This is a genomic window from Polaribacter sp. SA4-12 (genome assembly GCF_002163675.1).
Lineage (GTDB): Bacteria > Bacteroidota > Bacteroidia > Flavobacteriales > Flavobacteriaceae > Polaribacter.
On sequence record NZ_CP019334.1, the window covers coordinates 3,632,263 to 3,655,475 of the forward strand.

The following is a 23,213-nucleotide window of genomic DNA, read 5'->3' on the forward strand; positions in this document are numbered from 1 at the left end:
TATAATAGAACTTAAAATATAATTTGATTCATTAATTTTAATGTCTAAGTTCTAATTATAGGTTAAAACCTAGTTTAAAAATTGGTATATTTGAAAAAATTATTTCAGAAAATATGAGTAGCTCGTTTCTTTTAAAATCGTTGTTTCAATACGTTTTTTTAGTTTTCTTATTTGTTGGTAGTGTAACTCACCTTTTAGGGCAAAATAGTATTCATTTTCAACACATTACAACAGAAGATGGTTTATCTCAAAGTGATATAAATAGTATGTATCAAGATGAACAAGGCTTTATGTGGTTTGCAACTCATGAAGGTTTAAATAAATATGATGGTTATAGTTTTAAAGTGTTTACACCAGATGCTAATAATTTAAATAGTATAAATAGCAATTTAATTTTTGCACTTACAGGAGATAAAAAAGGAAATCTTTGGGTGGGTACTACAGGTAAAGGTTTAAATTATTTTGATAAGACTACAGAGAAGTTTACACACTTTACTCACGATAAAAAGAATAAAAATAGTTTAATTAATGATCATATAAGTTCAATAATAATAGATTCAAAGAATAGACTTTGGGTTGGTACTGTTGATGGTTTAGACTTCGTAGATTTAAATGTTCCATTAGAAAATATTAAGTTTAAGCATTTCAATTTAGATAGTAATCTTTTCATTTCTAAATTTGGAGATAATATTATATACTCAGTATTTGAAGATTCTAAAGGAGATATTTGGGTTGGAGGTTTTCATGGGTTGTTTAAACTAGTAAGAGATTCTAATGGAGATTCTTATTTTAAGCTTGTTAATAAAATGATTGGATTGCCAAATTTAGCAGTTAGAAGTATAAATGAAGATGCTTTTGGTCGTTTATTAATTGGATCTACAAACGGATTTTACCTTCTTGATAGAATATCTAAAGTTAAGGTTGAACTAGTATATAGTTTGGGGTTTACGAATAATATCCTGATAGAAAAAAATACAATTTGGACAGGTAGTAATTCAGGACTTTATCAATTTGATAATTCAAATAAAAATGAATTACCAAAACTTGTAAATAAGTTTAAATACAATCCTAATAATCCTTCAAGTCTAAGTAAGAATATTGTAAAGTCTCTTTTAAAAGATAAAACAGGTGTTATTTGGGTAGGTACAAATGGAGGTGGAATTAATAAATTTGACTTAGAAAGAAAACAATTTGAACATATAAAAAAAACATTAGAACCGTCAAGTTTAAGTTATGATAAAATAAGATCTTTATATGAAGATTCAAATGGTGCTCTTTGGGTTGGTACAGAAGGTGGAGGTCTAAATATGTTGCCTAAAGGAGATATAGATGGTTTGTACAAAGGATTCGTTAAGTACCCAAGAATTAGAAAACCTTTTGTAACAATAGAAATTAAACGAGAAGGAAAAAAAATATTATTAATTGGTGCAGAAGATTCACCTGGTTTGTATGAGTTAGATATTACAAACCCAAATGATATAAATAAAGTTAGTATTGAAAGTTTTGATGGTATAACAGGTAGCGTTTTCGCTTTAAAAGAAGATACAGATAAAAATTTATGGGTTGGTACTTATAGCGCAGGAGTTAATAGAAGGCTTTATGACACGAAAACAAAAACATATAAAAAGGATATTTTAGCGAATAACAAACTTGACTCTACTAGTATTTCAAGTGATATTATTAGAAATATTATAGAAGATACAGAAGGTAATATTTGGTTTGCTACAGGTAATGGTTTGTGTAGATTAGATAAAGATGAAAAAACAAAAAAGCATCCGAAATTTAAAATTTATAAAAACATACCATCAAACCCTAAAAGTATAAGTCATAACTATATTTTAGAATTATTTCAAAGCTCAAATGGAGACATTTGGATTGGAACACTTGGAGGTGGTTTAAATAAGTTAGTGTCTTCTGAAGATGGATCTTCAGATACTTTTATCTCTTATAAAATTGAAGATGGTCTGCCAAATAATGTTATTAAAGGTATTTTAGAAGACGATAAAAACAACCTTTGGCTTTCTACCAATAAAGGACTTTCAAAGTTTAACCCAGTTAATAAAACAGTTAAAAATTTCGATGTTAATGATGGTTTACAAAGTAATGAATTTCAGGAATTAGCAAGGTTAAAATGTAAAAGCGGAAAGTTGCTTTTTGGTGGAATTAATGGTATAAATTCTTTTTATCCAGAAGAAATTCATGATAATCCTTATGAAGCAGAAACTGTAATAACAAAATTGTCTATTTCTAATGAAGATGTATCTATTGGTGAAAAAGTGAACGGTAGAGTTCTTCTAGAAAACTCCTTATCTACCACAAAGAATATTAAATTAAAATATATAGAAAATAGTTTCTCATTTGAGTTTTCATCACTTCATTTTGCTTCTCCAGAAAAAAATAAGTACGCTTATAAATTAAACGGTTTTGATAATGAGTGGATTTATACATCATCAAAAAAACGTTTTGCAACTTACACCAATTTACCACCAAATAATTATACATTAATGGTAAAAGCATCTAATAATGATGGTGTTTGGGACACTACTCCTTCAATATTAAATATTGAAATAACACCTCCGTTTTGGCTTACTAATTTTGCGTATTTTATTTATTTATTAATGGTTGTTGGCCTGTTGTTTTTGTTTAGAAGGTTTACTATTATTGGTACTAGAGAGAAGCATCAATTAGAAATCGACCATTTAGAAACAGAAAAAAATGATGAACTTCAGAAAATTAAATTCGAGTTTTTTACCAATATTTCTCATGAGTTAAGAACACCTTTAACGCTAATTAAAGGCCCTTTAAAATACTTACAAAAAAATGGAGAAAAACTAAATCAAAATCAAATTCAAGAGCAATATGGTTTAATGGAAAAAAATAGTGATTCTTTATTAAGACTGGTGAGCCAACTGCTTGATTTTAGAAAAGTGAATCAAGGTAAAATGAGATTAGTAATGAGAAAAAGTAATATAGTCTGTTTTATACAAGAACTATGTGAACCTTTTCAGTTTTTAGCAAGTAAAAACCAGTGCGAGTTTAATGTTACTTTTCCTAAAGAAAAAATAGTATCATGGTTTGATCATGATGCAATCGAAAAAATAATGAATAATCTTTTATCAAATGCATTTAAATTTACAAATGAAAAAGGGAAAGTTAATGTAGATATAGATGTTGAAGAAGTAATAGGAGGTAAACACGTTGTTGTTATAAAAGTAAAAGATAATGGTTTGGGTATAGATAAAGAACAACTTCCAAATATTTTTGATCGTTTCTATATTGATAAAAGTAAGCAAAAAAGCAACCCTAAAGGCATCGGAATTGGATTGTCTTTTGTGCAACAAATAGTAAAGTTACATCAAGGTAGTGTAGATGTAGTGAGCGAGTTAAATAAGGGAGCTACTTTTATTGTAAAACTCCCATTAGAAAAAGATGCTTATGAAAACATCCCAGAGTTAACATGTAAAAGTAGTAATGATACAGATTTCTTAGTAAGAACTTCTGAGACAGACTCTATAGCTATAAGTATTAACGATGAAATTGTAGATTTAGATATAGATAAAGAAAGATCTGAAAAACCAGTTTTACTAGTTGTTGATGATAATGAAGATATTAGAAAGTTTTTAAAACAAGCTTTAAGTGCAGATTATATTATTTATGAAGCTGAAAATGGTAAAGTAGGTTTAGATAAAGCGAATGAAATAGTACCTAATATTATACTTACAGATGTTTTAATGCCAGAAATGGATGGTATTGAATTCTGTAATGCTGTAAAATCCCAAAAAGAAACTAGTCATATTCCTGTTATAATGTTAACAGCAAAACTCTCTCAAGAGAGCGAAATTCAAGGACTGAAAACTGGGGCAGATGACTATATTAGAAAACCTTTTGATATAGAACTTTTAGAAGTAAAGCTTAAAAACATAATTAAGTATAGGGATAAATTAAGAAAACGTTTTAATAAAGACATCTCTTTTAAACCGAAAGATGTAACTGTTACTACTTTAGATGAGAAATTTTTACAACAAGCTATAGAGATTGTTGAGAAACATATGATGAATACTGACTTTAGTGTAGAAATGTTAGTGAAGGAAATGGGCTTAAGTAGAAGTAATCTATATCTTAAATTTAAAGAAATTACAGGTCTTTCATCTAGTGCATTTATTAGAAATATTCGATTAAAACGAGCAGTACAACTCTTTGAAAAAAGCGATTATTCAGTAAAAGAGATTATGTACATGACTGGTTTTAATACAGCTTCTTATTTTGCTAAATGTTTTAAAAAGCAGTTTGGTGTAATACCAAGTGAATATGTAAGACAGAATGTAAATAACCGAGTTTTAAAAGACGTTACATTAGATGATTCTTTTGATGCAGATAAATAATTTTTTTATATAAAAAGACCTTTCAAATTTTAAATTTGAAAGGTCTTTTTAGTTTTATTTAGGTTAGAGTTTTCTATTTTCCTAATTTAAAAACTTGCTCTAAGGCAATCCATTTTTCGCCATCTTTTGCCCAAGGTAATTCTTGTTGGTAATCCCACATAAGATTTTCCCATTCTTGTACTTTAGGATTGTTAGTGTCCATTTCTGCCTTTTTAGCAGGATCAAATGTTTCATCAACTTCCATAATCATAAACATTCTATTTCCTGTTAAATAGATTTCCATATCTGTAATTCCTGCACCAGATATACTTTGTGTTATTTCTGGCCACGCATTACCCGCAGCGTGATATTTTTTATATTCTGCAATTAATTTAGAGTCATCTTTTAAATCGCAAGAATAGCAAAATCTTGTTGTGCTCATATTTTATATTTTTAAGTTATTTTTTTATTCCTAAAATAGAAAAAGAGCTGAAAAAATCAGCTCTTTTGTGTCTTGTATTATAAATGTTATTTACTCGTTTTCCAAGTTGCGTAACCATATCTAGCAACAACAGCTAAACAGATAAGAGGTAAAATGAATGAGAAGTTAACTTCTGGTATAAATCCTAATATTTTCATATCAGCAAAACCAGAACCACCCCAGTCTAAAATCCAACCTTGTAATATAGGTAACAATGCTCCTCCAACAATAGCCATAACTAATCCTGCAGAACCAATTTTTGCTTCATCACCCATATTCTTTAATGCAATACCGTAAATTGTTGGAAACATTATAGACATAAATAAAGAAACAGCTACTAAAGAATATAAACCTAAAGTTCCGTGAATTAAAATTGCTCCTGCACAGAAAATAACGCCTCCAATACCGAATAACATTAAAATTCTAGAAGGATTTATCGTTTTCATTAAACCTGTACCAATCCATCTTCCTGAAAGGAAAATAATCATTGCTGCAACATTAAACCAAGTTGCTGTTAATTGTTCATCTACTGGTAAGCCTTCATTTAAATTATCAACATATTGAAAAATATAGGTCCAACACATAATTTGTGCACCAACATAAAAGGCTTGTGCAACAACACCTTGTTTGTAGTTTTTGTTTGCAAAAAGTTTATTAAAAGATTCTGATAAAGACATTTTATCTTCTTCAGCTGTTTTAGGCATTTTAGTAAAAAAAATAATGCTCATTATTACTAAAACCAATACACCTAAAGCAATATATGGAATACTAATAATGCTAAGATCGTTTTCTCTTACGGCAGATTTTGCAGTTTCAGATAACGTATCATAAACTAAAGCTCCACTAGCATCTTTATCGTCAGAACGTAAAGCAGATATTACAAATTGTTGAGCTACAATCATCCCTAATAAGGACCCAATAGGATTAAAAGCTTGTGCTAAATTTAAACGTTGAGTAGCAGTTTCTTTATCACCTAAAGATAAAATTAAAGGATTTGAGGTTGTTTCTAAGAAAGCTAATCCACAAGTAATTACCCATAATGAGATTAAAAAGAAATTAAATTCTTCAAAAATTGCTGCTGGATAAAACATGAATGCACCAACTGCATACAAACTTAATCCTAAAATAATTCCTGATTTATAACTGTATTTTCTAATAAATAATGCTGCTGGTAATGCCATAAAGAAATAACCAAAGTAAAACGCAAATTGCACTAAAGATGCTTGCACGTTTGATAGTTCTGGCATTACTTTTTTAAATGCAGAAACCATTGGGTTTGTAAGGTCATTTGCTATTCCCCAAAGGGCAAATAAAGATGTAATAATAATAAAAGGAAAAAGTAATTCTTTTCTTACTACTGGGATTTTAGAAAGTTTATTCATTTTTAAAATGTAAGTTAATTAGTTAAGTAAAAATAAAAAAACACAAACCATTCTCTCGAATGATTTGTGCATTTATATAGAACATATGTGTTTTATTCAGTTAATAAAGATCTGTCTAAATTAACATAACCACCATCAACAGCAATAAATTGACCTGTTGTATGTGATGATTTTTTAGAAATTGTAAATAAACATTGATCAGCAATTTCCTCTGGAGTTGTCATTCTGTTTTCTAAAGGAATTTTCTTTACAATAGATTTTAGTTTTTCTTCACCATTCTCTAAAGTCTTAATCCAAGCGTCATAAGCTGGCGTCCAGCTTTCTGCAATAATAATTGCGTTAGAACGGATTCCGTGTTTTATTAAATCTACAGCCCATTCTCTTGTTAAACCTAAAACTCCACCTTTAGATGCAGCATATCCAGAAGTACCACCTTGACCAGTTAAACCAACTTTAGAACCAATGTTTAAAATGTTTCCTTTAGATTTAATTAAAAAAGGTAAAGCGTGTTTTACTACTAAAAAGTAGCTCACCATATTTAACTTTAGAGAATCCATAAATTCTTCATAAGAAGCATCTAAGCCAACGCCATCATTAACACCAACGTTGTTAATTACAGCATCAATTCTTCCATATTTTTTTGATACAGTTTCAATTGCAGTTTCTATTTGTTTTGGGTCTGTAACATCAGTCTGACAAAAAATGGCATCAATTCCTCTTTTTTGTAATTCTTCTACATATTCAAAACCTCTTGCATTTCTATCAATTATAGCGGGAATTGCTCCTTCATCTGCTAATTTTTGTAGAATTGTTTCTCCAATACTACCTTTAATTCCAGCAGCGCCACTTATTAAAACTACTTTATCTTTTAAACCTAAATCCATAGTGTTTGTTATTTTATATTATAGAATATTCTAGCGTTTTCACCCATAATAGAAACCTGTTCTTTAGAAGGATGTTTTGCTATAAAATCTGTTACTAATTCTTTAATTTCTTTATAATTTCCGGCGACTAAACATACTGGCCAATCAGAACCAAACATTACTTTTTGCCATCCAAAAGCTACTAACACTAATTTCATATATGGTGCAATTTGTTCAGGAGTCCAAGTTTTGTAATCTGCTTCTGTAACCATTCCTGATAATTTGCAATAGACATTTTTGCATTTACCAATTTCAAACATTATTGCTGCCCAACCATCATAAAAACCATCTTTAATATATGGTTTTGCAATATGATCGATTACAAATTTTTGTTTTGGAAATCTTTTTACCAATTCTAAAACAGCACCTAATTGATGTGGAAATACTAAAATATCATAGGTAAAACCATGCTTTTCTAAAGCTGCAATTCCTCTTAAGAAATTGGGTCTTAATAAAAAGTTATGATCTGCTTCACCTTGTACAACGTGTCTAAAACCTTTCAGTTTTGAATGTTTACTGTACTTTTCTAATACTTCTTCAATATTTTCTGCTCGTAAATCTACCCAACCAACAACTCCTTTTATAAAATCGTTTTTATCGGCTAAATCTAATAGAAAATCTGTTTCTTCTAATGTTTGATCTGCTTGTACAGCAACACAACCATCAATTCCATTTTCCGCATATAATTTTTGTAAATCCGAAGGCATAAAATCTCTACGGATTACCGACATTTCATCGTCAATCCATTCGTGTTTTACGGGTTCGTATTTCCAAAAATGCTGATGTGAATCAATAACCATATTTCAAAAAATTATTTTACAAATGCATCTAAAGTTGCTTTCATTCCGTCATTTACAATTGCACCTAAATGCGCAGTAACTTCTTCTTGAAGACCATCTATTTCTGTTAAATCTGTTCCCCAGAAATCAGAATTTGATAATGTTTTTTCTGCAACTTCAACAAAGTTATTACTACTCCAAGCACTTTTAAAGAAATCTAAAACACCAGCATCATCTTTTACAGTTATTGGCGTTCCGTTTCTATCACCTTTATAAAAAGCAATTAAAGAAGCTAATGAGAATAATAAATTCTTTGGCAGTTCATTTTTACGTTTTACATACTCTAATACTGATGGTAAAACTCTTGTTTTGTATTTAGAAACTGAATTTAATGAAATACTCATTAATTCGTGCTCTAAATATGGATTTCTGAAACGGTCTAAAACGTCTGCAGAAAACTGACTTAATTCTTCTTCTGGTAAATTTAAAGTAGGAGAAATATCATTAAATAATGCATTTTTCAAAAAGGTACCTACAACATCATCTTCTAGAGATTCACGAACTCTATCAATTCCGTATAAATAACCAACAGGAACTAACGTTGTGTGAGCACCATTTAAAATACGCACTTTACGTGTTCTATAAGGTTCCATATTGTCCGTAAAAACAACATTTAATCCACAAGCTTCAGAAGGAAATTCTTCTTTTACAGAAGCAGGACCTTCAATTACCCATAAATGGAATTGTTCTCCTTCTACAACTAAATTATCTTTATAACCTAATTCTTCAGTAATTGCATCCATTTTATCTCTTGGATAACCAGGTACAATTCTATCAACTAAAGTATTACAGAAAATATTGTCTTCATTAATCCACTCAACAAACTCAGCTCCTAAATTCCAATCTGCTGCATATTGAAGTATTATTTTCTTTAAATTATCTCCATTTCTATCAATTAATTCACAAGGAATAACAATTAAACCTTTGTCTGAAGCACCTCCAAAAACTTGGAAACGTTTGTATAATAAAGCTGTTAATTTCCCTGGAAAACTACTTTGTGGAGCATCATCTAATTTATCATCAGCATTATAAGAAATACCAGCTTCAGTAGTGTTAGAGATAACAAAACGTAAATCTGGATTTTCAGCATTTGCTAAATAATCTGCATAATTAGAGTAAGGATTAATTCCTCTCTGAATACAATCGATAACTTCCTTTTCACTTAAAACTTCGCCGTTTTTAATTCCGTTTAAGTATAAAGTGTATAAACCATCTTGATCGTTTAACATTTTAATTAAACCCTGATCTATAGGTTGTACAACTACAACACCAGCATCAAAATCTGCTTTTTTATTCATTTCGTGAATCATCCAGTTTGCGAAGGCTCTTAAAAAGTTTCCTTCTCCAAATTGTAAAATTCTTTCAGTATACGTGTTTGCTTTTACTGTTGTTCTATTTAATGATTTCATTTTGTAATTTTTATAATGATATTCCTCTTTTCCAAGGAATAAAATCGTTGTGTCCTTTTACTACTGCTTTTGCAGGTGTTTCTCCACTTGCAACGCTAATAATATGTTCTAATATTTTTTCTCCCATTGTTTGTATAGTGTCTTCACCTGTAATTACTGTACCAGCATTGATATCAATAATATCATTCATTCTTTCGAACAAATTAGTGTTACTAGACATTTTTAAAACCGGAATTATTGGATTTCCTGTTGGAGTTCCTAAACCTGTTGTAAATACAACCACATTACAACCAGAACCTGCTAAACCAGTAGTACTTTCTACATCATTTCCTGGAGTACATAATAGATTTAAACCTGGTTTTGTAATTTGTTCTGCATAATCTAAAACCTCAACAACTGGAGAAGTTCCACCTTTTTTAGCTGCACCTGCAGATTTCATTGCGTCTGTAATTAAACCATCTTTTATATTTCCTGGTGATGGATTTGCTTCAAAACCAGAACCAACAGCTATTGCTGCTGCAGAATAAGAACGCATTAATGAAGAGAATTTTGAAGCATCTTCTTCATTTACACATCTATTGATAATGTTTTGTTCAACACCATTTAATTCTGGGAATTCTGCCAAAACAGGAGAACCTCCTAAAGCAACTAATAAATCTGATGCATATCCTAAAGCAGGATTTGCAGAAATTCCTGAAAATCCATCAGAACCACCACATTCTAAACCAAGAACAAGCTTGCTTAAAGGTGCTGGTTTACGTTCTATTTTATTCGCTTCAATTAAACCAACAAAAGTATGTTTTACCGCTTCTTCAATTAATTGACGCTCGCTTGCACTTTTTTGTTGCTCTAAATAATGAACCGGTTTTGTTGAATTTGGATCTACTAACTTTAGTGCCTTTTCTAGCATTTCTATCTGAGCATTCTGACATCCCAAACTAAAAATAGTAGCTCCAGCAACATTAGGATTTGCAATATAACCTGCTAAAAGGCTACATAAAACTTCAGAATCTTGACGAATTCCTCCACAACCACCATCGTGTTTTAGAAACTTAATTCCATCTACATTTGGGAACAATCTGTTTTTAGATAATTCTTCTTTTGTAGCAATAATTGGTGTGTTGTAAATATCTTCAGTAGAAGCTCCTGCTTTATATTGAGCAATTAAAGCATCAGTATCTACAGCAAAATCTTTTTTAGTTTCGTAACCTAGTTTTTCTGCTAAAGCACCTTCTAAAACATCAATATTTCTGTTTTCGCAAAAAGTTAAAGGTATAACTAACCAATAATTTCCTGTTCCTACTTTACCATCTTCACGATGGTAGCCATTAAAAGTTCTACCTTCAAAATTAGAAATATCTGGAGAAGACCAAGTATATTCTTCATTAGAATCATTAAAATCAGCAGAAGCATGTTTAATGTTCTCTGTAGTAATTGCTTCTCCATCTTTTATCGGAAGAACTGCTTTACCAATTAAAACACCGTACATAAATATTTCGTCGCCAACATTAAAATCATTTAAAGCAAATTTGTGTTTTCCTTTAATATCTTCTTTTAATATAATCTCTTTTCCAGCAACAGCAATTTTAGTTCCTTTTGCTAAATTAGTAATGGCAACAATAAGATTGTCTTTTGGATCTATTTGAACGTAATTTTTAGACATTTTAATTTTTATTAAAAGGTTACAGTTGCTTTAATTACTCCGTTTTTTGGATCTAACCAACTATCGAAGTTTTCAATCATTTCTGTAAAAGGTACATTATGTGTTATAAAAGATTCTGTAGGAAACTGACCTAAAACACTAATTACGTGTTCAAAATCTTCAGTTGTTGCATTTCTACTACACATTAAAGTCATTTCTTTTGCGTGAATTTTTGGATGTGTATACGTTAACTCTCCTTTAGAAAGACCCACTAATACAAATCTACCTCCATGTGCCATATAATCAGGACAAGACTCTAAAGCATATTTATTTCCTGATGCATCAAAAACAGCTGTACATAAATCACCATTAGTAATTTTTTCTATTTCTTTAACAGCATTGTCACCAGCTTTTACAATATAATCGACACCAATTTTTTCCTTGGCATATTTTAATCTGTCTTCAACCATATCAATTGCGATTACTTTAGCACCTTCAATCTGAGCTAATTTCATAATTCCAATTCCAATTGGTCCACAACCAACAACTACAACAAATTCATCTTTTTTAATATTTGCTCTTCTAACTGCATGTGCTCCAATTGCTAAAGGCTCTACGATTGCCATTTCATCATTAGAAAGATTATTTGCAGGTAATAAAATATTTGTAGGAACTGTAATTTGCTCTTGCATTCCTCCATCTCCATGAACACCAAGTACAGAAATATTTGTACAACAATTTGTTTTTCCGTTTCTACAAGCGATACACTTACCACAACTAATGTATGGCATAACTACAACTTTATCTCCAGCTTTAATTCCTTTTTCGTTTTCTCCAATTTCTAAAACTTCAGAAGCAAGTTCATGCCCTAAAATTCTTGGGTATGTGAAAAAAGCTTGATTACCTGCATAAGCATGTAAATCTGTTCCACAAATTCCTACTTTATTAATTTTTAATAAAGCTTCATTTTCTTTTCTTATTGGAGCTTCTTTTTCTTTAATTAAGAACTCTCCCGGTTTTTGACATACAACGTATTTCATAGGATAATAATGAATGATTTAAGATACAAAATTAGATTTATTAATAGATGAAGTCTACCATATATAATACATTTACTGATACTTTAATTGCATTAAAAAAAATATTTTCACTATTATTGTATTATAAGTTCAAAAAAATAGAAATAATGAAACTTCATTTTATAGACAGAAGTGATTTAAAAAACAATACGTTTACAATAACACATCATGATTATCCTTATTTTTTAAAAATTTGGCACCATCACAGAGAACTAGAGTTGGTGTTATCTATAAAAGGTAAGGGAACCAGGTTTGTAGGAGATAGTATTCTAAAATTTGATGAAGGCGATTTAGTACTTATAGGAAAAGATTTACCTCATTTATGGTTAAATGATGATGAGTATTTTGAAGAATCATCTAATTTAAAAGCTGAAGCAATTGCCATACATTTTAGAGAGGATTGTCTTGGAGAAAGTTTTTTTAAGATTAATGAAATGAAAGTAATTTCAGATATGTTAGATAAATCTAAATATGGTATAAAATTTTTGAATATCAGTGCTGAATTAGTTCGTAAAATTAAAATTATTTCTACACTAAATGGAGTAGAAAAAATTATAGGAATGATTGGTATTTTAAAAGACCTTGCTTACTGTGATACATATGAACTATTAGCTAGTAAAGGGTTTATAAATTCATTTAACAAAGAGAGTCATCGAAATTTAGACAAAGCTTACGAGTATATCTTTAATAATTTTAAAACTCAAATGTCACTTATTGATGTTGCAAAAATTGCTTGCATGAATCCATCGTCTTTTAGTAGACTTTTTAAAAAAGTAAACGGTAAATCATTTTCAGAATATTTAAATGAAGTTAGAATTGGGTACGCTTGTAAACTTTTAATGGAAAAGGATAAGAATATTTCTAAAGTATGTTATGAATCTGGGTTTAATAATATATCTAATTTTAACAGAAGATTTAAGGCTTTAATGTTAATGTCACCTAAAGTTTACACGAAGCATTATAAGGGTTTTAATGTGTAATGTTTAAATGAAGATGATTCTGTTTTTAAAAAAAAAAACACATTTTTCAATATGAAAAATGCGCTCTTTATTAATTAACAAATTAACTCAAATATTTTTGACTTAGACTTACATATCGATTTGTAATACATAAGCAAAATCGCATGGTTTGTTTGAAGGCATTTCAACTTTTAATCCTTCTGTTGTTTGAGACCATTTTAATTTTTCTTTACTTCCTAACATTTTAACTGATGTTATTTTATCTGTTTTTTCTTGAATAGATTTTATTACAACACTATTTGTTTTTGGCCATTCCATCATAATGGCAAATACTTTACCTTCTTTTTGTGTAAATCTAATATCTTGACCGGTAAAAGCTTTGTTTTTTCCTTCTGAGTGATGCCCTTTTGCAACTTCAGTTGGACCTTCACCAAAAGTTCTCCAATATTTTGTGTCGTAAATTGCATCACCATTTATGGCTAACCAATCTCCCATTTGTAATAAGATTTTTTCTTGATCCTCAGGAATTGTTCCATCTGCTTTTGGACCTACATTTAATAGTAAGTTTCCGTTTTTAGAAACAATATCAATTAAATCATCTATTAACTGATTTGCAGTTTTAGATTGCCAATCAGCAATATGACACCAAGAGTTTTTACCAATAGAAGTATCTGTTTGCCAAGGTAATTTTCTTATTCCAGGAAGTTTTCCTCTCTCTAAATCGTAAATTACAGTTCCTTCTGGAAAAGCTTCATGACTAAAGTTTTTGTCTTGTAGCACAACTTCTTTATTCCATTCAATTCCTTTATTATAATAGTATGCAGCTAGTTTTGGTCTGTAAGCTTCAAAAGCAGGCATATCTAACATAAAATCAAACCATAAAATATCTGGTTGATAATTATCAATTAAATCTTTAGTTCTATTCCACCATAATTCTTTAAACTCTTCAGAAACGGGTTGTGTAGGATCTGTTCCTTTTTTAGAATATAAATCTGAGTTTTTAGGGTCTGTAGTATCAAAATATTTTTCTTTATTGTAAAAAGACCAGTTAAAAGCATAATGAGAAGAAGCTCCCATAATCATACCTTCTTTTCTTCCTTCTTTAAATAATTCTCCTAAAATATCTCTTTTAGGTCCCATATCATAAGCATTCCAACGAGTTGTATTCGATTTGTACATAGCAAACCCATCATGATGATCTGCTACAGGAACAACATATTTAGCACCCGCTTTTTTAAATAACGCTATCCATTTAGCTGCATTAAAATTTTCTGCTTTAAACATTGGAATAAAGTCTTTGTAACCAAATTCTTTTTGATCTCCAAACGTTTTCTTGTGATGTAGATATTCTCTAGTAGCTCCAGCTTTTTCAACTTTTAAAGTAGCACTCAATCTGTTTTTATCCAGATACATATTTCTAGGATACCATTCAGAACCATAAGCAGGAACAGCATATGCACCCCAGTGAATAAAAATTCCAAATTTCTGATTGTTAAACCATTCGGGGTCTTTATAGTTTTTCTTTATAGATTCCCAATTTGGTTTAAAGACTTTTTCAGCCTTTACTGTTTCATTTTTAGCAAGTTTATTATTTTGTTTTCCACCACAAGATGATAATACTAGCAGTATAATGGCAGCTAAAAAATAATTTAATTTAATTTTCATATAATTTGTATTGGTTTGATAAGTGCAATACATGTGTAATTTGCGATGCTAAATTCTTGTTTTATAAAGAGTATTAAAGTCTCTAATGTTGAAAATTCTATAACAAATGAGTTTTTTTATTTCTTTCTCACTATTAAAATGGCATCAGCTTTGTCTCTCCATGGAGAAACTTCTGCTTTACCTTTCTCAAAATCAATTGCTTCTGTGTATTTCCCAGTCAATGTATTGAACCATTGCATAGTAGCAGATGATTTATTTTCTTTAGATAAAAACCAAAGTTTTATTGCGTAATTTTCCTTAGGTACATACATAAGTGAGGTACCTGTTTTTTTATTGGTTAAATTATAACCACTACTGTTTTTCCAGCTTTGTGGTTCAAAATCTTGAAAATTTAGATCAGTGAATAATTTTCTAAGATGTTTAAAGTATTCAAATTTTGGTTTGTAAAAGTCTTTAGATTGTTCATATGGGTTATGTATTACAACATTCCAAGATGCACCTTGCCAATAATATGTTGTGTATGCACCAGAAAACAAACACAGATAATTACGTCTCAAACAAGTTTCTGCATTTGTATAGTTTCCGGGAAAAACATTGTAAGGAGATTCTTCATAACCACCATGTTCTATATTAAATATTGGTTTATTTTTAAATTTATTTTTTGCATTTTGCATTTTTGTATACAAAGTTGAAGCCCAATCTTGTGTAGAAATAAAATCGACTTCATCTGCGTGTTTCGTACAAAATCCAAAATCATGCACAGAAACTAACCTATCAAAAGAATCAATTTTTCGAATCCTTGTAATGCGCTCAGAAATATACTCTTCTGTTGCTCTTCCATAATAAAGAGCTTCTTTACTTACATCCCAAATAATATTAGGAAAAGCCTGATAACGTTTTACAACATAATCAAAATATCTATTGTCTTCAAGAGTATTCATATCTGGCCAAGAAACTAATTTGTTCCAAACATAGATCATTAAATGACTAACTATTTCTCTATCATGCATTTGATAAATAACTTTATCTAAATGATTGAAAAAAGCAGGGTTTAATGATGAATAATCTGGTTTTTCATTACTTCCCATAAATGGGAAAATATCTTGTCTTCCCCCGTATTCATGTTCAGGGTGAGATTTTAACAGCGAGTCTTTTTTCCAAGAAACATCATGAGAATATACATTCATCACAATTTGATTGAAGCCATTTTCTTCAATTAAATCTAGTAGATGATTTGTTTTTTTTAATTCCTTTTTATTGTAATCTAAGGCGAATAACCAATCGCATTCAAATGCCAAATTAAAATAATGGCTACTATCTTCATAATAAAAATGTTTTGGATCTTCTTTCTTTAGAACGATTCCTCCATGTCTATTGTTTTTAGAATTTTCAGTTACCGTAAAAGTTCCTTTGTTTCCTGTAAAACAAGTTTTATTACCAATAATTTGATAGTTAAATAGTCCTGTTTTAGAAGAAGAATAACGTAAAACCCATTCTTTATTTCCATTGAAAAAAAGTGGAATTTTTTGTGTTTTATTATCGGAAATTATATTTGCAAATAACTCAATTTCATAAGGGTTTTTAAATGTTTTTTTCGATTTAAAAACAACATCATTAACAGACCATTGCTCTATAGAAATCGATTTGTTTTTACGATTGTATTCCCATTCTCTTATTTGAGCAAATGAAATTGTGCTGATAAAGCAAACTATTAAAAAGAATTGTTTTTTTAGTGTATTTTTCATTTTAAGAATTAATATGGGTTATGAGATATTATTTAATGGTTATTCGTTCTATTTTCTATATTTATAATTACCGAGCTAACATGTCCGCCAGAATCTGGAAAAGTAATTTCTAAATTATTATTTCCTTTTACTAGAAATTTAATATCTATTGGAATTCCTATAACACCAAAGAAACGTTTTCTAGGTAATTGATCATAACCTGCCCAATTATTAGGAATATCTATTTTGTTACCATTAAGAATTATAATTGGTTTCTTGCTTAATTTGTGTGCTCTTCCAATACCCATTTTAATAGATGCTCTCCCGTTTTTAATAGCTTCAATACCATTAAAACTGAAAAGAAGAGGTTGGTTTTTTTGAATGGCTTGTAAATAGGTTTCAGTGTAGTAATTACTTTCTTTAATACTATTATTAAATTCAATATTCGTAACATCACATTCAAGAATTATAGTTTCGCCAGCTTTTAGATTTACAGTTTCTAAATTAGTTTCTGTTTTTAAATAGGTTAGTTCTGGTAAACCTTTAGAGTTTTTGAATAAGCGTCTTAAAGTGTTTTTTTTAATATAGTTTGAACTATTATTTAAAAAGGTTAACGAGGTGTTTTTATTTTCATCACTTAAATTATTTAAAGCAATAAAAATTTTTCCTTTTTTTGAAAATCCATGTATTTGAATATCAGGATTGTTTGAGGAAACTTCAATACGTTTACCTTCTACATCTTTCCATAATTCATAAAACTTGGTAAGATGCGTAAATGTATAAGAACCATCCGTTTCCTTCTTTTTTAATACCCAAGGGTAAGGATATCCATTAGGATTTCTCTTCTGATCTCTATAAAACCAATTTGCCTTTGCTGTAATAAACGGAACAGCTTTCAATAATCTATCTGGTTTGTCTAGTAATTGCATTAATATTTTATTGTATGCAATTAAACAAGTGGCGTTTAATTCTGGCGAAAAAGGTTCGCCAATTAGTCCTTTGGCTGTATAACCATATTCTGAAATTAGATGTGGTTTTACAATAGCCCATTTTTTAAAACTATACGCTTCAATTAAATCTAAAATAGCTTCAGAATTACTTCCAGATCTGTAGCTAAAACCACCTTGAACATTTCTTCCGTCATAAATATGTGTCGCAAAAAATTGCATACTTTCACCAGCAATATCCATAAATGTTTTCATTCTGGTATTCCAGTGTGAAAAATCTTTCCTTTCCACTTCTGGGTATGCTGAAGAATAACCCCCAACCATAATATCGGGAATTTCCTTATGCACTTTATCTGCAATTACTTTATGAAGTTTAGACATTTCTATGATTACTGCTTCTGTTTCATTCCAAGATTCTACGTAATCTATAGAATGCACAAAAGGCTCATTCATAACCTCGTAATATTTCGGCATTAAAGGATATGCATTCTTTATAAAAGCAGCGTTATATGCTGCAATTTTATTGTAATCTAAATTTAATTGAAAGGCATCTTTAGGGTGGTCTGTTATTATTAAATCTGTAGTTGCAAAATCTTTGAATAAAGCACTCCTTTTTATTTGGGCATTTTTTATTTGAGCAGATTTTTTAGCTTTTGCTATTGATGGTATTTCTGTTTTCGAATTTCTTAAAGGCGATGCTGCACCAAAAGTTCGACCATGTTTAATGCCTAGTTCTTTAAATAAATAATCGGCATCAGAAGCTAAATCGGAATTGGTGTAAGAATCATGCATAGCAAAATACTTTTGTCTATTCAATTCACTTTCGTTACCAATAAATTTTTGCGTAGTAAAATCAATAGTTACTTTGTTTTCTTGTGCGAAAATTGTGTTTAATGTTAGTAAAATGAACGTAAATATTATCTTTTTCATACCTAAATTACTTGAAGAGTTTTTAGTAGCAGTGTAATCAACTTTCTTTAAGTCTGAAACAATAACAGTCTTAGAGCCCATAATGATCAATTTATTGTGTTAATATTTCTTTTTGTATCAATTTTGTTAATTTGTTTGCAATAACTTTATGGTCTTCAACTTTTGGGTGTCCTGGTGAATTTTTATCAGGAACAAAACAAGTGTAGATTTTATTGTCATTTAAACTTTTTACCGCTTCTTTTACATAATTAGGCCAAGGAGACTTCTCATTTGTGATATCCATATTTCCTAAAACACATACAATATCTGCATTTTTGTATTTCCCACGGATTGTTTTTATAAAATTTGCATAATCTGACTTGATTTTTCCTTCATTTGGCTTTGTTTTTCCAAAACGTCTTATAAATTCTTTGTGTTTTGGGTAGTTAACAATCCAAGAATCATTTTGTAAGAGGTTAATTACTACAATATCTGGCTCTTTTTGATTGAAATTCCATTTACTACTTGGGTTATTTGGGTCTAATCTGTCATACATTTCTGGCATAATCATATTGAACCAACTAACCATTATTCCTATTCCTCCACGAGCAATACAAGAGTATTCTGCATCTATATTTCTTGCAGTTAATGCGGCATAAGTGTTATAGTTGTTAGTGACATTTCCTTCTGGTTTATCGTCTCCTGAGTAATCTTCATTTCCATGACCTGCTGTTATTGAATCTCCATAAAATTCAATAAAAATACTTTTCTCAGGGTCTTTATTTAGAATTTTTCCATAAATCTCAAAATTATAAAACAATGTTTTTCCAAAAGTCCATTCGTTTCTTTTAGTGATTTCTATAGAATGATTTTGGTTTGATAATTCTTTGGCTAAAACATATGTATTTAAACCTTTTTCTAACTTTAGGTTTTTAGAAAATACACCGTCAATAAAAATATTAAAATAATTATTTCCGTTTTGATCTTCTAATGTAATTTTTGCCGAAGATCCTTTGAAGTTTATTTTTATAGAAGAACCTGACCAATAAATTTCCGAAGCCTTTTTTTTATTATTACTACCAATCCGTCCTTCGTAAGCGATGTTTTTATTGTTGTAATTTACAATAACAGGCTTTAAAACTATTTGAGAAGTTTTGCAACTAATAAATAAAATAATTGATATAGATAGAAAAAGACGCTTCATTTTAAAAATACTTTTTTTAGATAAAAATACAGGTTGAAAAGTATTAATTATCTAGCTAGACTATAGGTACTCTCGATTTATATGTTGCAACATATGATTTAAACAAGATTGTTAGTCATTAGATAGTTAAATAATTTTAAATTAAAAAGAACATTTGATGCACAATATAGAACATCACTAATTCTACTTTTATAACAGTTATATTACTTTAGTGATAAATTAAAAACATAAGTGAATAAAGAATTAACCTTTTTTGTAGTTACAATTTTATTATTCTTTTCTTGCGGAAAAATGAAAAGCGTAAAGAATTTTCATGAGAATAAAACTTGGGTTTCTATTGAATCTTCAGACAATTCAAAACCAGTAGCAAGACATGAAGCTGCCTTTGTAAAAGTAAAAAACTCTTTTTATTTGTTAGGCGGAAGAGGAATTAGATCTGTTAGTATTTTCGATGTAGAAACTCAGAAATGGAAACAAGGAAAAAAACCGCCATTAGAATTTCATCATTTTCAACCAGTAGTTTATAATGGTAATATTTATATTATTGGAGCTTTAACAGGTAAATATCCTTCAGAAACTCCTGTAGAAAATATTTATATCTACAATCCAAAAAAGGATTCCTGGACGAAAGGTGGAGAAATACCAAAAGAACGATTGAGAGGTTCTACCGGAAATGTAATTAAAGATGATGTTGTATATATTTCTTGCGGAATAAAAGATGGACACAGATCTGATCATAAAAAATGGCTGGATAGTTATAATCTAAAAACAAGAGAATGGAAAGTTTTACCTAATGCTCCAAGAGCAAGAGATCATTTTCAAGCAGTAGAATTAGATAATAAAATTTATGTTGCAGCAGGTAGATTATCAAAAGCACCAAAGGCAACTTGGTCTGAAACAATTGGAGAAGTTGACGTTTATGATATCAAAAAACAAAAATGGTCAACTATAAAAAATAATATTCCAACTCAACGTGCTGGAAATATGGCTTTAGCTTACGGGAAAAATATTCTGATTATTGGTGGTGAATCTGAAGGTCAAACTAAAGCTCATAATGAAGTTGAGGCATTAAATACAAAAACGTTACAATGGAGTAAATATCCATCACTTTTAAGAGGAAGACATGGTACAGGAGTTTTTCTTTTTAAGAATGAAATTTATATAGCTTCTGGTTGTGGAAACAAAGGAGGGTCACCAGAATTAACATCAACGGAAAAATACTAAAACATGAAATATTTTAAATTTTTAGCAATTATTTTACTTGTAAATATTGCTTGTAAGCAAAATAATGAAGTAGAGAAAACAAACACAAAAAAGCCAAATGTAATTTTAGTAATTACAGACGATCAAGGTTATGGAGATTTGGGTGTTCATGGAAATAAAGTAATAAAAACACCTAATGTAGATGCTTTTTATAAAGAGAGTCATCACTTAACAGACTTTCATGTTGGCCCAACTTGTGCACCAACAAGATCTGGATTAATGACAGGTAGATATGCGAATTCAACAGGAGTTTGGCATACTGTTGGAGGTTGGTCTTTATTACGTGCAGAAGAAAAAACAATTGCAGATATGTTTACAGAAGCTGGTTATAAAACAGGCGCTTTTGGTAAATGGCATATGGGTGATAACTATCCTTTTAGAGCACACGATCGTGGTTTTCAAAAAACAGTAATGCATTATGGAGGTGGAGTTCAACAAACGCCTGATTATTGGAATAATGATTATTTTGATGACACTTATTTTGTAAACGGAACTCCAAAAAAGTTTAAAGGGTATTGTACTGATGTATTCTTTGATGAAGCAACAAAATTTATTGAAGAAAGCAAGGAACAACCATTTTTCGCATACATTTCTACAAATGCACCACATGGGCCTTATAATGTTCCTTTAGAGTATTACAATCTGTATAAAGATTTGAGTGATACAGTGTTGGCAGATACTCAAAAACGTTTCTATGGAATGATTACCAATGTTGATGATAATTTTGGAAAACTTCGTAAAAAATTGAAAGATTTAAACATTGCAGACAATACTATTTTAATTTTTATGACTGATAACGGAACTTCTTCTGGGTATTACAATAAAAAAGGAAAAGTTACTGGCTATAATGCAGGAATGCGAGGTACAAAAGGAAGTGAATATGAAGGTGGACATAGAGTGCCGTTTTTTATTCATTGGAAAAATGGTAATATCTCTAAAGCAAAAGATATTAATTTATTAACTGCTCAATTAGATATTATGCCAACTTTGGCTGAATTATGTGGTATTGAACTGCCTAAAGATCATAGAAAAATTAATGGTGAAAGTCTCGTTGCAGCTTTAAAAGGAGAACAAAAAGAAAACAATAGAATGTTGGTTACAGATTCTCAGCGTATGAACTACCCTGTAAAATGGAAAAATTCAGCTACAATGCAGAATAAATGGCGTTTAATTAACGGAAAAGAATTGTACGATATAGGAAATGATAAAGGTCAAAAAAATGACGTAGCAGAACAGAATCCTGAGAAAGTTGCAGAAATGAGAGCGTTTTATGAGAATTGGTGGAAAGAAGTTTCTGTTCAGTTTGATGAAGAAATTAAGATTCCTGTTGGAATAAAAACAGAAAACCCTGTTACATTAACTGCGCACGATGCACATTCTTTTAAAGAAGATTATCCTTGGAATCAAATTCAAATTAGAAACGGAAATGTAGGTTCTGGTTATTGGGCTTTAGATGTAAAAACTGCTGGAGAATATGAAATTTCTTTAAGAAGATACCCAATAGAATCTGAGTTATTAATAAATGCAAATGTACCAAAAGTTACTCCAGAAGATGTTCCTGGTTTACAGTGGACAATTCCTGAAGGGAAAAATCTAAATTTTGTAAAAGCAACAATAGAAATTGCTGATATAAAACAAGAAAACAAAGTTTTAAAAACTGATAAATCATCCACTTTTAAAGTGAATCTAAAATCTGGAATCACAAATTTAAAGGCGAGTTTTTTCAATAATAAAAACGAAGAAAATATTGCGTATTATGTCTACGTAAATAAATTATAACGATGAATAATTTATTAAAAATTAGTTTAATTTTCATTTTATGCATAAGTTCTTCTTGTAAAAAGAAGAAACTAGGAAATCACAAAATGTAATAAAATCAGAAGTAAACAAAGAGTTATTTTACCATTACTCTATTTGGTATGCTTTTGTAAACAAGGTTTTTGAAGGAGATTTATCAGTAGAAAAGTTAAAAACAAAAGGTAATATTGGTTTAGGTTCTTATACAAAACTTGATGGTGAACTAATTATGTTAGATGGAGTTTTGGAACGAGAATTAAAAAATACCACCGTTACAAATCACTTTTATAAAGGTTCAGAAATTATGGTGACTAATAACAAAGATATTGGTGTAATGTTCCAAGAAAAGATATAAAAGAACCTTTTAGATCTAGTGAAAATTATAATAAACTATCATATAATTCTGTATTTACTTGGCAAGCAGACAACGATAAAGGAGTGGCATCAGTGAACTATGTTTTTAAAACTGATACAAAAGAATATCCTTTTGAACCTGGACATTTATATAATTTTAAAAAGTTTGAAAATGGTGTTTATCATCGTCAATTAAAATTGTAAGATTATTACTTTTTAATCTTCTATTTAAGATTTATAAGTCTTATTTAAAAAACCATATGTTGTAATTAAAG

Annotated in this window: 16 protein-coding genes; 5 read left to right on the forward strand and 11 right to left on the reverse strand. The window is 29.6% G+C overall.

What is annotated here, in order from left to right:
- Positions 1-113: 113 nt before the first annotated feature.
- A complete protein-coding gene (locus BTO07_RS15775) occupies positions 114-4,382 on the forward strand; it encodes a hybrid sensor histidine kinase/response regulator transcription factor (protein WP_087522141.1) in 4,269 nt (1,422 codons plus the stop codon).
- A gap of 73 nt (positions 4,383-4,455) precedes the next feature.
- Here the strand turns inward: BTO07_RS15775 and BTO07_RS15780 are convergent, their stop codons facing one another.
- The 7 genes from BTO07_RS15780 to BTO07_RS15810 form a co-directional block, all read right to left on the reverse strand.
- Positions 4,456-4,803, reverse strand: coding sequence for an L-rhamnose mutarotase (locus BTO07_RS15780; protein ID WP_087522142.1), 348 nt, complete (start codon positions 4,801-4,803; stop codon positions 4,456-4,458).
- An 86-nt stretch (positions 4,804-4,889) separates the two neighbouring features.
- On the reverse strand, positions 4,890-6,224 hold the full coding sequence (fucP, locus tag BTO07_RS15785) for an L-fucose:H+ symporter permease (RefSeq protein WP_087522143.1): 1,335 nt from the start codon (positions 6,222-6,224) through the stop codon (positions 4,890-4,892).
- 92 nt (positions 6,225-6,316) lie between these two features.
- Complete coding sequence (locus BTO07_RS15790) at positions 6,317-7,108, reverse strand: SDR family oxidoreductase (protein WP_087522144.1); 792 nt, start codon at positions 7,106-7,108, stop codon at positions 6,317-6,319.
- Between the two features lie 8 nt (positions 7,109-7,116).
- Positions 7,117-7,947, reverse strand: coding sequence for an amidohydrolase family protein (locus BTO07_RS15795; RefSeq protein ID WP_087522145.1), 831 nt, complete (start codon positions 7,945-7,947; stop codon positions 7,117-7,119).
- Positions 7,948-7,958: 11 nt separating this feature from the next.
- The gene (locus tag BTO07_RS15800; RefSeq protein ID WP_087522146.1) at positions 7,959-9,395 is read right to left on the reverse strand and encodes a tagaturonate reductase; all 1,437 of its coding nucleotides are present in this window, start codon (positions 9,393-9,395) and stop codon (positions 7,959-7,961) included.
- A 10-nt stretch (positions 9,396-9,405) separates the two neighbouring features.
- Positions 9,406-11,058 (reverse strand): UxaA family hydrolase, encoded by a 1,653-nt coding sequence (locus BTO07_RS15805; RefSeq protein ID WP_087522147.1) that lies wholly within the window; start codon positions 11,056-11,058, stop codon positions 9,406-9,408.
- 11 nt (positions 11,059-11,069) lie between these two features.
- Positions 11,070-12,077, reverse strand: coding sequence for a zinc-binding alcohol dehydrogenase family protein (locus tag BTO07_RS15810; RefSeq protein WP_087522148.1), 1,008 nt, complete (start codon positions 12,075-12,077; stop codon positions 11,070-11,072).
- 146 nt (positions 12,078-12,223) lie between these two features.
- Between BTO07_RS15810 and BTO07_RS15815 the strand changes: the two genes are divergently transcribed.
- The gene (locus BTO07_RS15815; RefSeq protein ID WP_157663362.1) at positions 12,224-13,096 is read left to right on the forward strand and encodes an AraC family transcriptional regulator; all 873 of its coding nucleotides are present in this window, start codon (positions 12,224-12,226) and stop codon (positions 13,094-13,096) included.
- Positions 13,097-13,204: 108 nt separating this feature from the next.
- Here BTO07_RS15815 and BTO07_RS15820 read toward each other — a convergent pair whose 3' ends face one another.
- The 4 genes from BTO07_RS15820 to BTO07_RS15835 form a co-directional block, all read right to left on the reverse strand.
- Complete coding sequence (locus tag BTO07_RS15820; protein WP_087522150.1) at positions 13,205-14,740, reverse strand: alpha-L-fucosidase; 1,536 nt, start codon at positions 14,738-14,740, stop codon at positions 13,205-13,207.
- A 116-nt stretch (positions 14,741-14,856) separates the two neighbouring features.
- A complete protein-coding gene (locus BTO07_RS15825) occupies positions 14,857-16,485 on the reverse strand; it encodes an apiosidase-like domain-containing protein (protein ID WP_087522151.1) in 1,629 nt (542 codons plus the stop codon).
- A gap of 32 nt (positions 16,486-16,517) precedes the next feature.
- On the reverse strand, positions 16,518-18,422 hold the full coding sequence (locus BTO07_RS15830) for a beta-agarase (RefSeq protein ID WP_232457047.1): 1,905 nt from the start codon (positions 18,420-18,422) through the stop codon (positions 16,518-16,520).
- A 10-nt stretch (positions 18,423-18,432) separates the two neighbouring features.
- Entirely contained in the window at positions 18,433-19,524 is a 1,092-nt protein-coding gene (locus tag BTO07_RS15835; protein WP_087522152.1) for an SGNH/GDSL hydrolase family protein, read from the reverse strand.
- Between the two features lie 231 nt (positions 19,525-19,755).
- Between BTO07_RS15835 and BTO07_RS15840 the strand changes: the two genes are divergently transcribed.
- The 3 genes from BTO07_RS15840 to BTO07_RS17705 all read left to right on the forward strand — a co-directional run bounded on the left by BTO07_RS15840 (position 19,756) and on the right by BTO07_RS17705 (position 22,939).
- The gene (locus BTO07_RS15840) at positions 19,756-20,748 is read left to right on the forward strand and encodes a Kelch repeat-containing protein (RefSeq protein WP_232457048.1); all 993 of its coding nucleotides are present in this window, start codon (positions 19,756-19,758) and stop codon (positions 20,746-20,748) included.
- A 3-nt stretch (positions 20,749-20,751) separates the two neighbouring features.
- Positions 20,752-22,566 carry an arylsulfatase gene (locus BTO07_RS15845; protein ID WP_087522154.1) on the forward strand — a complete coding sequence of 605 codons (1,815 nt, stop codon included), beginning with the start codon at positions 20,752-20,754 and terminating at the stop codon, positions 22,564-22,566.
- Positions 22,567-22,699: 133 nt separating this feature from the next.
- Entirely contained in the window at positions 22,700-22,939 is a 240-nt protein-coding gene (locus BTO07_RS17705; protein WP_442956821.1) for an acetolactate decarboxylase, read from the forward strand.
- The last annotated feature ends 274 nt before the right edge of the window (positions 22,940-23,213 follow it).

What these genes read in the sequence shown, in the direction of transcription:
- BTO07_RS15795 (WP_087522145.1), bottom strand. Translation starts at nt 7,947, where the DNA reads ATGGTTATTGATTCACATCAGCATTTTTGGAAATACGAACCCGTAAAA.
- BTO07_RS15835 (WP_087522152.1), bottom strand. Translation starts at nt 19,524, where the DNA reads ATGAAGCGTCTTTTTCTATCTATATCAATTATTTTATTTATTAGTTGC.
- BTO07_RS15825 (WP_087522151.1), bottom strand. Translation starts at nt 16,485, where the DNA reads ATGAAAAATACACTAAAAAAACAATTCTTTTTAATAGTTTGCTTTATC.
- fucP (WP_087522143.1), bottom strand. Translation starts at nt 6,224, where the DNA reads ATGAATAAACTTTCTAAAATCCCAGTAGTAAGAAAAGAATTACTTTTT.
- BTO07_RS15845 (WP_087522154.1), top strand. Translation starts at nt 20,752, where the DNA reads ATGAAATATTTTAAATTTTTAGCAATTATTTTACTTGTAAATATTGCT.
- BTO07_RS15805 (WP_087522147.1), bottom strand. Translation starts at nt 11,058, where the DNA reads ATGTCTAAAAATTACGTTCAAATAGATCCAAAAGACAATCTTATTGTT.
- BTO07_RS15810 (WP_087522148.1), bottom strand. Translation starts at nt 12,077, where the DNA reads ATGAAATACGTTGTATGTCAAAAACCGGGAGAGTTCTTAATTAAAGAA.
- BTO07_RS15830 (WP_232457047.1), bottom strand. Translation starts at nt 18,422, where the DNA reads ATGGGCTCTAAGACTGTTATTGTTTCAGACTTAAAGAAAGTTGATTAC.
- BTO07_RS15815 (WP_157663362.1), top strand. Translation starts at nt 12,224, where the DNA reads ATGAAACTTCATTTTATAGACAGAAGTGATTTAAAAAACAATACGTTT.
- BTO07_RS15775 (WP_087522141.1), top strand. Translation starts at nt 114, where the DNA reads ATGAGTAGCTCGTTTCTTTTAAAATCGTTGTTTCAATACGTTTTTTTA.
- BTO07_RS15790 (WP_087522144.1), bottom strand. Translation starts at nt 7,108, where the DNA reads ATGGATTTAGGTTTAAAAGATAAAGTAGTTTTAATAAGTGGCGCTGCT.
- BTO07_RS15820 (WP_087522150.1), bottom strand. Translation starts at nt 14,740, where the DNA reads ATGAAAATTAAATTAAATTATTTTTTAGCTGCCATTATACTGCTAGTA.
- BTO07_RS15800 (WP_087522146.1), bottom strand. Translation starts at nt 9,395, where the DNA reads ATGAAATCATTAAATAGAACAACAGTAAAAGCAAACACGTATACTGAA.
- BTO07_RS15780 (WP_087522142.1), bottom strand. Translation starts at nt 4,803, where the DNA reads ATGAGCACAACAAGATTTTGCTATTCTTGCGATTTAAAAGATGACTCT.